The sequence below is a fragment of the Flavobacterium phragmitis genome, from assembly GCF_900112575.1.
In the GTDB taxonomy this organism is placed as follows: domain Bacteria; phylum Bacteroidota; class Bacteroidia; order Flavobacteriales; family Flavobacteriaceae; genus Flavobacterium; species Flavobacterium phragmitis.
In genome coordinates this window covers 303,779-317,395 of record NZ_FOMH01000006.1, presented here as the reverse complement: position 1 = coordinate 317,395, position 13,617 = coordinate 303,779, and the positions used below count along the sequence as shown (strand labels likewise).

The 13,617-nt window shown below is 35.2% G+C and carries 8 protein-coding genes; 3 read left to right on the top strand and 5 right to left on the bottom strand.

What is annotated here, in order from left to right:
* The 5 genes from BM289_RS12875 to BM289_RS12855 all read right to left on the bottom strand — a co-directional run bounded on the left by BM289_RS12875 (nucleotide 1) and on the right by BM289_RS12855 (nucleotide 7,941).
* Nucleotides 1-2,115 carry a glycoside hydrolase family 97 protein gene (locus tag BM289_RS12875; protein WP_091494065.1) on the bottom strand — a complete coding sequence of 705 codons (2,115 nt, stop codon included), beginning with the start codon at nucleotides 2,113-2,115 and terminating at the stop codon, nucleotides 1-3.
* Nucleotides 2,116-2,327: 212 nt separating this feature from the next.
* Complete coding sequence (locus tag BM289_RS12870; protein ID WP_091494063.1) at nucleotides 2,328-4,631, bottom strand: glycoside hydrolase family 65 protein; 2,304 nt, start codon at nucleotides 4,629-4,631, stop codon at nucleotides 2,328-2,330.
* 76 nt (nucleotides 4,632-4,707) lie between these two features.
* On the bottom strand, nucleotides 4,708-5,361 hold the full coding sequence (gene pgmB, locus BM289_RS12865) for a beta-phosphoglucomutase (RefSeq protein WP_091494060.1): 654 nt from the start codon (nucleotides 5,359-5,361) through the stop codon (nucleotides 4,708-4,710).
* Nucleotides 5,362-5,379: 18 nt separating this feature from the next.
* The gene (locus BM289_RS12860) at nucleotides 5,380-6,735 is read right to left on the bottom strand and encodes an MFS transporter (protein ID WP_091494057.1); all 1,356 of its coding nucleotides are present in this window, start codon (nucleotides 6,733-6,735) and stop codon (nucleotides 5,380-5,382) included.
* A 174-nt stretch (nucleotides 6,736-6,909) separates the two neighbouring features.
* Nucleotides 6,910-7,941, bottom strand: coding sequence for a LacI family DNA-binding transcriptional regulator (locus BM289_RS12855; protein WP_091494055.1), 1,032 nt, complete (start codon nucleotides 7,939-7,941; stop codon nucleotides 6,910-6,912).
* Nucleotides 7,942-8,176: 235 nt separating this feature from the next.
* On the opposite strand from BM289_RS12855, the gene BM289_RS12850 reads away from it, so the two are divergent.
* Genes BM289_RS12850 through BM289_RS12840 form a run of 3 tightly spaced genes read left to right on the top strand, consistent with a single transcriptional unit; the run spans nucleotide 8,177 to nucleotide 13,580 of the window.
* The gene (locus BM289_RS12850) at nucleotides 8,177-11,245 is read left to right on the top strand and encodes a SusC/RagA family TonB-linked outer membrane protein (RefSeq protein WP_091494052.1); all 3,069 of its coding nucleotides are present in this window, start codon (nucleotides 8,177-8,179) and stop codon (nucleotides 11,243-11,245) included.
* A gap of 15 nt (nucleotides 11,246-11,260) precedes the next feature.
* Nucleotides 11,261-12,826, top strand: a complete 1,566-nt coding sequence (locus BM289_RS12845) for a RagB/SusD family nutrient uptake outer membrane protein (RefSeq protein ID WP_091494049.1) — start codon at nucleotides 11,261-11,263, stop codon at nucleotides 12,824-12,826.
* Between the two features lie 10 nt (nucleotides 12,827-12,836).
* Nucleotides 12,837-13,580 carry a SusE domain-containing protein gene (locus BM289_RS12840; protein WP_091494047.1) on the top strand — a complete coding sequence of 248 codons (744 nt, stop codon included), beginning with the start codon at nucleotides 12,837-12,839 and terminating at the stop codon, nucleotides 13,578-13,580.
* The last annotated feature ends 37 nt before the right edge of the window (nucleotides 13,581-13,617 follow it).

Below are 13,617 nucleotides of genomic sequence, written 5' to 3'. Positions count from 1 at the left end.
TTATTTGGTTTCAATAATACTTATCGCATATCCTCCGCCTGGAGCAGAAAACTGAGATAATTTTGATTTGTTTGTTACAGCAATTTTCTTAATCGTGTAAGCCTGCGGATTTGTTTTGTAATGCGCATCTTTTGCATCAGCATAAATTGTAGCTGTATATTTTTTACCTTTTTCAAGGAAACTGAAATCGATGTTTGATGTACGCGGAGTTTCTCCGTTTACGTTTCCAACGAACCAGTTGTTTGTTCCTTTTGCTTTACGGGCAACAGTGATAAAATCTCCTGGTTCAGCTTCAATATATTTACTTTCTGACCAATCTACAGCCACATCTTTAATGAATTGAAATGCATCTGGAAAACGGTTATAGTTTTCTGGAGTATCAGCAGCCATTTGCAATGGGCTGTACATAGTAACGTATAATGCTAATTGGTTACAGATTGTGCTATTTACATGCGATTTGTTCTCAGGATTCATTTTACTGATATCCATTTCGAAGATTCCCGGAGTGTAATCCATTGGACCACCAATTAAACGTGTAAATGGTAATACCGTAACGTGATTTGGTTTAGAACCACCAAACGCTTGGTATTCTGTTCCTCTTGCGGCTTCGTTTCCAATTAAGTTCGGGTATGTTCTTGCGATTCCTGTTGGACGAACCGCCTCGTGAGCATTCACCATAATTTTGTAATCAGCTGCTTTTTCGATTGCATATTGATAGTGGTTTACAATCCATTGGCTGTAGTGATTTTCACCTCTTGGCAAAATATCACCTACGTAACCGCTTTTTACAGCATCGTAACCATTATCTTTCATGAATTTGTACGCTGCATCCATATGACGCTCATAGTTACGAACAGATCCTGAAGTTTCGTGGTGCATAATGATTTTTACACCTTTTGATTTAGCATATTCATGAAGACCTTTTACATCAAAATCTGGGTAAGGCGTCAAGAAATCAAAAACATAATCTTTTGAGTGACCAAACCAGTCTTCCCAACCTTCGTTCCATCCTTCAACTAAAACAGCATCGAAACCATTTGCTGCAGCAAAATCAATGTATTTTTTTACGTTAGCATTGTTTGCACCGTGTGTTCCGTTTGGTTTTGCTTTTGAGAAATCAGAAACACCTAATTGAACCGTTGGGAAATCGTTAGTATATGACCAAGAGCTTTTTCCTGTAATCATTTCCCACCAAACGCCAACATATTTTACTGGTTTAATCCAAGAAGTATCATCAATTTTTGATGGATCGTTTAAGTTGTAAGTCATTTTTGAAGCTAAGATTTCTCTAGCATCATCGCTTACCATAATCGTTCTCCAAGGCGAATGATTTGGTGCCTGCATGTGACCTTTGTCTCCTTTTGCATCTGGCGTTAACCAAGATTCGAAAACTAAGTTTTTGTCATCTAAATTCAAGTGCATACATGAATAGTCAATCAAAGCCGCTTCGTGTAAGTTGATGTAGATTCCGTCAGCTGTTTTTAACATCAAAGAAGTCTGAACTCCTGTTGGAGAAAAAGATTTTTGAGAAACGTTTGCCGTATATGCTTTTTGAGATAAACCTCTAATTTCTGATAATTTCGATTTTGTGTAATCATATTCCTGAGTATCATAATCTCCAGGAATCCAGAACGCGGTATGATCTCCGGTCATGGCAAATTGAGATCTTTCTTCTTTGATTACAAAGTAAGTAAGATTCTTTTGCGCTGGAAATTCATATCTGAATCCTAAACCGTCATCGAATAAACGGAAACGGATAACGATTTGTCTGTCTGTTCCTTTTTGGTTCAGCGTTACAGCCAATTCATTATAATGATTTCTGATGTGATCTACTTCTCCCCAAACTGGTTTCCAAGTTTCGTCAAAAGTTGAAGTTTTAGTATCCACAACAGTAAAGTCGTTCAATAAAGATTTTTTGTCATCTTTAAGTTCAAGACCTAGTTTACTTGTTTTAATAACTTCTTTGTTTTTGTATTTTAAATTGTACGTTGGAGTCCCATCGTTTTGAAGAGAAAATTCCATTACGAACTTTCCTTCGGGTGATTTTAATTGCTGCGCTTTTGCAACGGTGCTGAACGCAAACAAAATTAAACTTGCGAAAAATAAGTTTTTCATGTTTTTTAGATTTTAAATTTATAGTAACGTATTGGTGGTGTAATTGTTTTTAACACATAGAAACATAGATTTTATTTTAAAAAAAGAGAATAAAGAGAAACCTGTTTCTTTCACATAGCCAACTATGTTTATTTTAAATAAGTGAAACGCCTTTTGAGTACTCTAAATCTATGTTTCTATTGTTAGTTAATTATCCCTAATGGTTTATTGTATTAATTTATTTGTACAAATTTACTTGCAATTTCAGGTTTTCCGTTAACGATAATTGTTAAATCTTGATCGCCATCTACAGTAAATGTTGTTTCGTTATGATTTACAGCCACTTTCAAAATTTGGTTTCTGAAATTGATTTTAAACGAATAACCTTTCCATTCTTTTGGAATTTTTGGAGAGAAATGAAGCTGATCATTTTTCACACGCATTCCTCCAAAACCTTCTACGATACTCATCCATGTACCGGCCATTGACGTGATATGACAACCTTCTTCTACTTCTTTATTGTAATCATCCAAATCCAAACGAGAAGTTCTTAAATAAAAGGTATAAGCCATATCCATTTTATCTAAAGCTGCAGCTTGAATCGAGTGAACGCAAGGCGAAAGCGAACTTTCGTGAACGGTAAATGATTCATAAAATTCGAAGTTGCGTTTTAATTCTTCTTTCGAAAAATGATCTTCGAAGAAATAGAAACCTTGTAAAACGTCAGCCTGTTTGATGTATGGCGAACGCAACACACGGTCCCAAGACCATTTTTGGTTGATTGGTCGCTGTGATTTATCTAAATCTTTTACAGGAACTAATTCTTTATCTAAGAAACCATCTTGCTGTAAATAAATTCCAAGTTCTTCAGAAATAGGGAAATACATGTTGTTAGCTACTTTTTTCCATTCCTGAATTTCATTCGCCGAAAGGCTAACTTTTTCAAGAACTCTTTTATGGTCTGCAGGATATTCTGAAGCTACTTTTTCGATTTGTTCCGCAGCAAAATCAATACACCACTTTGCAATATAATTGGTGTAGAAATTATTGTTGATGTTGTTTTCGTATTCGTTTGGACCTGTAACTCCCAAGATCACATATTGATTTTTATCTTTTGAGAAAGAAGCTCTTTGGTGCCAGAAACGCGCAATTCCGATTAAAACTTCTAAACCTTTTTCTGGAATATAAGAGTAATCGCCCGTGTAACGGTTGTAGTTGTAAATCGCAAAAGCAATCGCACCATTTCTGTGAATTTCTTCGTGTGTGATTTCCCATTCGTTGTGACATTCTTCACCATTCATGGTAACCATCGGATACAAAGCTGCACCGTTCTTGAAACCTAAATTGTCTTTAGCATTTTCAATCGCTTTGTCCAATTGATTGTAACGATACGTCAACAAGTTTCTCGCAACCTGCTGGTCTTTTGTAGCCATGTAAAACGGAATACAATATGCCTCAGTGTCCCAATAAGTAGATCCGCCGTATTTTTCTCCGGTGAAACCTTTTGGACCAATATTTAAACGAGAATCTTTTCCTGAATACGTTTGGTTTAATTGGAAAATATTGAAACGAATTCCCTGTTGTGCTTTTATATCGCCTTCGATTGTAATATCTGACATTTCCCAGATTTTTGCCCAAGCTTCAATTTGGTTTTGAAGCAAGGTTTCGTAACCTAAAGCAACAGCAGATTTGATTACTTTTTCGGCTCCAGCCAAAGTATTTTCGTGATTTAAAGAAACTGTATAACCTCCAATTTTTTGGATAGATGAAGTTTGTCCTTTTGCGATAATAGTTCCGTAAGTGTACTGAACTTTATCGATTGTTGAATCGATTGTTGATGGCGAAACATTGATGTTTTCTCCGTTTGCCAAAATCGTATTGTGCATGAAAGTCGTAACCTTAAAATGCGTTTTGAACGTTTGTGCGGTTACAAAAGCTTCGTTTGTGCCTTTTTTTACTTCAAGCGGTTCCCAGAATTTTTCTTCCCAGTTCGCATCTTCATTGGTTACTCCAGCGTCAACATAAGGTTTGTAAACGATTTTTGCATCCTTGTTTAAAGGTGTAATATCGTATTTAATAATTCCGGCTTCATCTAAATTTAAGGAAAGAAAACGACGAACATTTACCGCGATTTCAGTCCCGTTTTTCAAAACTGCTTCAAAAGAACGGTTGTACCATCCTTCTTTCATATTCAATTCTCTGCGGAAGTTTCTAACTTCGGTGCAGGTATTTAGATCCAGATTTTCTTCGTTGATTTCAATGTCAATTCCAATCCAGTTTGGAGCATTTAATACTTTGGCGAAATATTTCGGATATCCATTTTTCCACCAGCCCACTTTTGTTTTGTCTGGATAATAAATCCCAGCGATGTAACTTCCCTGGAAAGTCTCTGCTGAGTATGTTTCTTCAAAATTGGCGCGTTGTCCCATAGCACCGTTTCCGATACTAAAGAGACTTTCAGAAGATTTTACGCGTTCTGCGTCAAATCCTTCTTCGATAATTGACCAATTGTCTGGTTTTATATAATCTTGATTCATTTGTTTAATTTGATAATGAGTTAATTAGAAAATGAGATAATTGCACGATTCAGAAATTATCTAATTGGCACATTTTCTAATTGATTAATTTTTCTATAAAGTCTGCTGTGATTTGGGTAAAATCTTTAAAAATATAGTCAGCTTCATGTAAAATTGTTTCCTCACCAATTCCCACACTTACCATTTCTGCAATATTTGCTGCCTGAATTCCGGCAACAGAATCTTCAAATACAATTGAATTTTTTGGATCAATGTTTAATAATTGAGCCGCTTTTAAGAATACTTCAGGGTCTGGTTTTGCATTGCTGACATCGTTTCCGTCAACAATAACATCGAAGTAAGATAGAACTCCTGTTTTTTCTAGAATTGGTCTTGCATTTTTACTCGCTGAGCCCAATGCAATTCCTTGATTTTTCTCTTTTAATAATTTTAGAATTTTTAAAACCCCTGGAAGAATCTCACTTTCATCCATGTCAACTAAATAAGATAAATAATCTTCGTTTTTTTGGATTAACCATTTGTCTTTGTCTTCCTGAGAAGCCTGAACATTTCCTAATCCAAGTATAATATCTAAGGAACGAACGCGGCTTACGCCTTTTAAAAGTTCGTTGTCTTCGTGTGTAAAATTTATATTTAACGATTTGGCAATTTTTTGCCAAGCTAAAAAGTGGTATTTAGCGGTATCAACGATCACGCCGTCAAGATCGAAGATGAATGCTTTTTTGCTCATTGTATGGAAAATTCTTAATTATGATTTTTGAGTAAAGTCGTCTACGTCTTTCACTTTAGATACTAAAGCAGCAGCAATTAGAAAGCTAACTCCACTAGTAACTAAGGCGTAAATAGCGTCTCCATTGTAAAGGTATTTTACAATTGGACCACCAATTAGAGCGTTTACAATTTGAGGAATAACAACAAAGAAGTTGAAGATTCCCATGTAAACTCCCATTTTTTTAGGTGTAATTGAACCCGCAAGAATAGCGTAAGGCATTGCTAGGATACTCGCCCAAGCAATTCCGATTAAGATCATTGGCAGTACAACCCAGTCTTCATTTGGCATGAAATAAATGGAGATTAAACCAATTCCTCCAATAACCAATGAAAGAGAATGTGTTGCTTTTCTTCCAATTTTTTTAGCGATATAAGGCAAGAAAAACAAAGCGACAATGGCAGAAACTAAGTTGTAAACACCAAACAGGATTCCGACCCAGTCACCAGCGTCTTGATATTGCTGGCTTGAAGTATCTTCTAATGGCAATCCGTAAATGTGGTGCGCGATGGCTGGAGTAGTAAAAACCCACATTCCGAACAACCCAAACCAAGAGAAAAACTGGACCCAGCTTAATTGGCGCATTGTAACAGGCATCTTTGCAAAATCGGTAAAGATGTCTGTAATTTTTGATTTTTCTTCAGAATCGGAAATCGCATCATTTTGAGGATCTTCAAATTTTGCCAATTCTTCTGGCGAATACTCTTTGGTTGTAAATAGCGTAACCAAGATTGAACCAATTAAAACTGCCGCGCCAATGATAAATGATAACGTCAAGTTTAATGGAACGCTTCCAGGAACTGTGCTATTTGGTACGCTAAAATATTTCGTAAGAATGTATGGCAATGCAGAACCAATTACGGCTCCAAAACCAATTAAAGAAGTTTGGATGCTAAATCCTGCAGTACGCTGATCTGTTCTTAAATTGTCTCCAACAAGTGCTCTGAAAGGTTCCATCGCAATGTTGAAAGAGGCATCCATAATCATTAGCATCCCAGCTCCAACCCATAAGGCAGGTAAAACAGAAATGAAAATGTTAGCTTGCGGCATTAGAATTAATCCTACCGAAGCTAAAACGGCTCCCACTAAAAAGAAAGGTTTTCGTCTGCCGAATCTTCCCCAGGTTTTATCACTGTAATGACCAATGATAGGCTGCACTATTAATCCCATTAAAGGAGCAATAATCCAAAACCATGAGAGTTCATGTACGTCGGCACCGAAAATTTGAAGAATTCTGCTGGCATTTGCATTTTGAAGTGCGAATCCCATTTGTATTCCCAAGAAACCGAAACTCATGTTCCAAATTTCCCAGAAACTTAATTTACGCTTTTCCATTATCGTAATTTGAAAATTATACGATAAGCGCTTTGCTTATCAAAACTTTGTTTCTTTCGAAGTAAAACTAAAAAGCCTTGACGGGCGTAAAATTATAAATTATTTTTTTATTTATGCTAATAAAAAAGCCATAAATATTTTTTACGGCTTTAGAATGTATTGATATTTAGAAAATTAGTCAGTAGATTCTCGTTTTATAAGATGAGTTTCTATGACTTCTGTTATATAGTTCTCGTTATGTTCTTCGTCGTCATCTTCTTCGGCTTCAATTCTTTCTATAAGCATTTTAGCCGCTTTGTTTCCCATTTTTTCGCCGCTCTGGCTTACCGTTGTAATAGTTGGAGTCGAATATTTAGAGATAATTCCGTCAGTAAAAGCAATTACAGCTAAATCTTCGGGAACTTTTAATCCCATTTTATTGGCTGTTTTGATAATCGTAACAGCAAAAAGCTCATTTACAGCAAAAACAGCATCAAAAGCACGATCATGTAAGAGCTGACTGATGGTAATTTCGCAGGTATCTACATCTTCAATTTTTATGATTAAATCTTCATTAAAAGGTAATCCGTTATCCAATAAAGCTTTTTCATAACCATCAGTTCTTAGTTTCCCGACACTTACATAATCAACTGTAGTTACGAGTGCAATTTTTTTACGTCCGCTGTCAATTAAACTCTGAACGGCTTCATACGCTGCAGATTTATCATCAATAATTACTTTGTCACATAATATATCGTTCGTAACACGGTCAAACATCACAACCGGCATCCCTTGATTGATAACTTCTGTTATATGATGAAAGTCGCCTTTAAACTGAGTTTCTTTGGAAAGTGACATGATAAATCCATCGATACTTCCGTTGGCTAACATCTCCATATTTAAGACTTCTTTATCAAAAGAATCGTCTGATACACAAATAACAACACTGTATCCGTATTCGTTTGCAACCTGCTCAATTCCGTTGATTACAGTAGAGAAAAAGTAGTGTACAATTTCGGGAATAATGATGCCGATACTCTTTGTTTTTCGGTTTTTTAAACTAAGAGCAATATTGTTTGGTTTATAGTTGTAAAACTTAGCAAAAGCCTGAACTTTTAGTCTCGTTTCTTCGCCAATTTCAAGGCTGTTTCTAAGTGATTTTGAGACAGTTGAAATCGATACATCAAGTTCCTTTGCGATCTGTTTTAGGGTTATTTTACGTTTCATGTGGGAATCTAAAAAAAATCTAATTAATAATAAAGGTATCCTAATTTTTTACAATTGACAATTTTCATACGAAAAGATTACAAAAAATAGAAAGTTTTCAACACTACCACGTTTTCGTAACGCAATAAAAATTGTCTGTGGTTGAGCATGTTAATAAATTCATAATTTTGAAATTCGAAGTAAAATTAAAAACTTAACTAACGTTCACAAACTCAAACTAATTTAAACAAAAAGTATGAAAACAATTTACAAAAAGTTGTTATTTTTATTCCTTCTGCTTCCGTTTACTGTGTTAGCTCAAAGCACTTTAAGTGGAACAGTAACTGATCGTGCCACGGGTCAGCCAATTCCAGGAGTAAATGTAAATGTACAAGGTGCTGTAGGAGGTACCTCTACTGATTTTGATGGTAAATTTCAATTACCTAATCTGAAAAATGGAGACAAAATTTTAGTTTCATTTATCGGATACAAAACAGAGACTATCGCATTTAATGGTCAAAAAAACTTAGCTGTTTCTTTAAGCGAAGATACAAATCAATTACAAGAAGTTGTAGTTCAAGTAGGTTATGGTACTGTTAAGAAAAAGGATGCTACAGGTGCGGTAGCCGTTTTATCTGCAAATCAACTTAATAAAGGACCAGTAGGTTCGGCAGATCAGCTGCTTGTAGGTAGGGCTGCCGGAGTTAGAATCACTACCGATGGTGGTCAGCCAGACGCTAATCCAAATATTAGAATTAGAGGAGGAAGTTCATTATCTGGAAATAACAATCCATTGATTATTATTGATGGAGTACCAATTGATAACACTAATCCAGCGGGAATTGCTAACCCGTTAACATTAATCAATCCAAATGATATTGATACGTTTGCTATCTTGAAAGATGCATCTGCTACAGCTATTTATGGTTCTAGAGCTTCAAATGGTGTAATTATCATTACGACTAAAAAAGGTGTTAGTGGTGCTCCAAAATTCAACTTCTCATCAACTATTACAACTGGAAAAGTAAATAATCCTGTTGATATGATGTCAGGGCCACAATTTACAGCTTTCATGCAAAAGTACCACCCAGGATATACTAGTTTATTGGGAGTGCCAAACGGTACTGCTGTTATTGATAATCCGGCAACTCCTGAAATCGAAGGTAGAACATTATATAATACAGATTGGCAGGACTTAATCTACAGACAATCAATTTCTACAGACAATAACTTTAGCGCAAGAGCTAACTTATTTGGTAAAGTTCCTTTCAGAGCTTCGGTTGGATACGCTAAAAATGAAGGTGTTGTTAAAACGAATGATTTGGAAAGATATACTGGATCTATTAAACTTTCGCCAACTTTATTTAATAATAGTTTGAAAATTGATTTTAATGCGAAAGGTATTTCTGTTAAAAAGAATGCCATTGATGCCGATGCTGTTATTGGTAGCGCATTAGGAATGGATCCAACGAAACCTGCTTATGATAATCCAGGAGCGTCAAGCAATATATTTGGAGGGTATTATCAATTGCTTAATGCTAATAATTCTATTAGTGGTGCACAAAATCCACTTGCAATTTTAAATCAGAGATCTCGTCCTGAGGAAGTTCAGAAATTATTAGGAAATATTGAATTAGATTATAAACTACCATTTGTAGACGGTTTAAGAGCTGTTGTTAATGGAGGTCTTGAAGTTTCTAAATCGAAAATTAGAGAAGTTTACAGTGATAATGCTATTCAGACGTATCAAATAGATAACTCTGCAGGAACAAATCCGCCAACTTATGTTTTTAATCCAGGATTGAATTATGCCGAAAATCAGACAGTTAATAACAAAACTTTAGACGCTTATTTTGCTTACAACAAAAGTTTAAGCGGATTTGTTACCAGAGTAGATGCCCAGGCTGGATATTCTTATCAAAACTTTGTTACAGACGGAAATAAAGAAATTTTTAGATATAATACTTCAAATGGTTTAAGAGAGGTTACGCCAAATCCTTCAAACCCAAACAATAGATATTATAACGAGAGAAACTTACAGTCGTTCTTTGGTAGAGGTAATTTCGATTTATTGGATAAATATTTATTTACATTGACTTTAAGAGCAGACGGATCGTCTTTATTTAGTGAAGATAAAAGATGGGGGTATTTCCCAGCTGCTGGATTTGCATGGAGAGTTAAAGATGAAACATTCTTGAAAGACTCAAAAACATTCAATGATTTAAAATTAAGATTAGGTTATGGTATCACTGGTCAACAGGATATTACAGGAGTTGCAGGATCTTATCCATACAGTGCTTTGTTTGCACCAACTAGTGCATCAAGTACATACATTCCAGGAGTTAACGGATATTATGCAAAACCTTACAACGAAGATCTTACTTGGGAAAAAACCACTACTTATAACGTAGGAATTGATTTCGGATTATTCGAAAATGATATCGTTACAGGTTCTATCGATGCTTATCAAAAATATACAAAAGATTTGCTTTCTGTAGTTTCGGCTTCTCCAGGTCAAGCATTGACAAATGAATTTGTTTCGAATGTGGGAAGTATGAAAAACAGAGGTTTCGAATCAAACTTAAATGTTAAAGTAATAAGAAAAGAAGATTTCAATTTATCTGTTAATGGAAACATAGCTTATAACATTGGTAAAATTACAGACTTGAACAATAGAACAACAAATGTGGATAATGCATCTAATATTCCAGTTGGAACAGGTCAGAAAATTGCTTACAATACTGTAGGACAGCAACCATATTCTGCATGGGTTTTTCAACAAGTTTATGATTCAAACAATAGACCAATTGAAAATGCTTTTGTTGACAAAAACGGGGACGGTGTTATTAATGACAGCGACAGATCTTATGTGGCTTTAAGACCAAACTGGACTTACGGTTTTGGACTTACGGCAAACTATAAAAAGTTTGACTTATCAACAACTTTTAATGGACAAATTGGAGGTAAAGTATATAATGCAAGAAAATTACAATCAGGTTTTATTGATAAGGCATTACCAGCTAACTCAATAAGTTTGACAAATGTTTTGGATACAGAGTTTGATTTTAAAACCATCAACGGAAATGTTCCTTTTTCTGATTTTTATTTAGAAGACGCTAGTTTCCTACGTTGCCAAAACATCACTCTAGGGTATAATTTTGATAATGCTATTAAAGGTGCCGTTTTAAGATTATATGCAGCAGCTAACAATGTATTTATTGTAACAGATTATACAGGAGTAGATCCAGAGAATTTCAATGCAATTGATAATAATTTCTATCCAAGATCTAGAACTTTCAGTTTTGGTCTGAACTTAGATTTTTAATAAAAAAATATAAAGATGAATCAGTTTAAATTTAAGATTATAGGAGCATTTTTAGTTCTATTCTTTTTCGCCTCTTGTGTGGATGATTTGAATACAGAACCAAAAGTTGAATTGACCTTGGATAAGCTTTTAGAGCAAGATCCAAATGCTGTAGATGGTTTAGTTTCTAAAATTTATGGAACTTTTGCTCTTTCAGGACCAGATGGGCCAGGTTCTACAGATATAGTTACGCCAGACCCGGGAGAAGCTGCTTTTCTTAGAGCAATCATAAACCTACAGGATTTTTCTGCTGATGGTATGAAAAACCGTTGGGGAGATGATGGTCTAGATCAGTTGACTACAACAAGCGGATGGACACCAAACAATAAGTTTTTCAGATATTTATATGATAGAGCTTATTATACTATTTCTCAGTCAAGCAATTTGATTAAAGTTTTAAAAACATCATCGGCTAATATTCCAAACCGTGAAAATCATATTGCAGAGTTGCGTTTTTTACGAGCATTAGCTTATTATTATTTAACAGATTGTTTTGGTAAAGGTGCTATTACAACTGAAGATGATATTAATACGCCAACACCAAAGAACGAATCTACAAGGGTTGAGCTTTTCAATTTTATAGAATCTGAATTAAAAGATATTGAAGGGGTTATTACTCCAACAAAATCTTATGGTAAAGCAGATAGAAATGTTGTTAGAATGTTATTGGCAAAATTATATTTGAATGCAGAAGTTTATACAGGAACGCAAAGATATGATGATGCATTAACGTATACTAAAAAAGTAATCGATGAAGGCGGTTACACGCTTGCTCCAAATTTTGTGAGTGTTTTTTCTGGAGATAATGATACCTCACCAGAGATTATTTACACTTTAATTGCAGATGCAGTTGTGAGTCAGGCATATGGTAATACCACTTATATTGTTAATGGAAACCTAAGTACAGAGACTATGAATCCTAATGATTTTGGTGCTACTGACGGTTGGGGAGGACACAGAGCGACTAAAGCTTGGTATGGTCTATTTAATAATGGTAATTTGGTAGCTTCTCCAGATGATAGAGCAAAATTATTCTGGACAACTGGTCATTCATACGAAATGAATGATTATAAGAAATGGGTAGATGGGTATCCTAGTATCAAATTTAGAAATAAAAATTTCGTAGGAACATCTAACTCAACAAGTTTCTCCAATACTGATTTCCCATTATTCAGATTGGCAGACGCTTATTTAATGTATGCAGAGTGTGTACTAAGAGGAGCTACTGGCGGATCTGCAAGTTTAGCTTTGGATTATGTGAATGCTGTTAGAAACAGATCTCATGGAGGAGCAATTACTGCGGGGCAATTAAATTTAGATTTCATTTTAAATGAAAGAGCTAGAGAGCTGAATCTTGAAGGACACAGAAGACAAGATTTGATCCGTTTTGGAAAATTTACTGGTGGATCTTATTTATGGCCATGGAAAGGTGGGGTAAAAGATGGAGTTGCAATTCCAGATACTTACAAACTGTATCCAATACCTACAAGTGCATTACAGGCTAATCCAAAATTAACTCAAAATCCTGGGTTCTCAAACTAATATCAGAAACATGAAAAATATATTCAAACTAGGCATCTTTGCGATGCTGTTAATGTCGGCAGGAGCATGTAATTCAGATGATATTACGGTATTAAAACCGTCAAAAGCAGCTGTATTGGCTACCCCTGCAGAAGGAACAGTTTTTGTTTTTGATAAAACAGAAGCTACTGAAGTTGCGGCAACTTTTAAATGGTCGGCTGCACAATATGATGGTGCGCCAATTGTTGTAAATTACGAGATTGAAATGGCAAAATCAGGAACAAATTTTCAAAATGCTGCCGTAGTAGCTGTAACAACAGATGTTACAAAAGCTTTGACTGTTGGTGAACTTAATTCGGCAGCCATGAACTGCGGATTAACACCATTTGTGCCTCAGGATGCAGATATTCGTATCAAATCATATCTTGGAGAAGATGGAATTGTTCAGTATTCTAATGTTATTAAATTAACGGTTACAGCATATTCAGCTTGGGATAACTGGGGATTAATTGGTTCTGCAACACCTAACGGATGGAACGATCCAGATACGAATTTAGACTACGATATAGCAACTAAAAAGTACTCTTATACTGGACCGTTATTAGTTGGAGAATACAAATTCAGACTGGATGATAAATGGGATACTAACTATGGTGATGATGGTAATGATTTAACATTAGAAGCCGGAGGAGCTAATATTCCTGTAACAGTAGCAGGAAACTATACAATCATTGTAGACTTTGCTGCGAAAAAATACACGATTACTAAAAACTAATGTTTTTTGCATAACCAAAAAAGGGCTATCTCCAGAT

Excerpts from the sequence above, each read along its gene's own strand:
- BM289_RS12875 (WP_091494065.1), bottom strand. The coding sequence starts at position 2,115 with ATGAAAAACTTATTTTTCGCAAGTTTAATTTTGTTTGCGTTCAGCACC.
- BM289_RS12870 (WP_091494063.1), bottom strand. The coding sequence starts at position 4,631 with ATGAATCAAGATTATATAAAACCAGACAATTGGTCAATTATCGAAGAA.
- pgmB (WP_091494060.1), bottom strand. The coding sequence starts at position 5,361 with ATGAGCAAAAAAGCATTCATCTTCGATCTTGACGGCGTGATCGTTGAT.
- BM289_RS12860 (WP_091494057.1), bottom strand. The coding sequence starts at position 6,735 with ATGGAAAAGCGTAAATTAAGTTTCTGGGAAATTTGGAACATGAGTTTC.
- BM289_RS12855 (WP_091494055.1), bottom strand. The coding sequence starts at position 7,941 with ATGAAACGTAAAATAACCCTAAAACAGATCGCAAAGGAACTTGATGTA.
- BM289_RS12850 (WP_091494052.1), top strand. The coding sequence starts at position 8,177 with ATGAAAACAATTTACAAAAAGTTGTTATTTTTATTCCTTCTGCTTCCG.
- BM289_RS12845 (WP_091494049.1), top strand. The coding sequence starts at position 11,261 with ATGAATCAGTTTAAATTTAAGATTATAGGAGCATTTTTAGTTCTATTC.
- BM289_RS12840 (WP_091494047.1), top strand. The coding sequence starts at position 12,837 with ATGAAAAATATATTCAAACTAGGCATCTTTGCGATGCTGTTAATGTCG.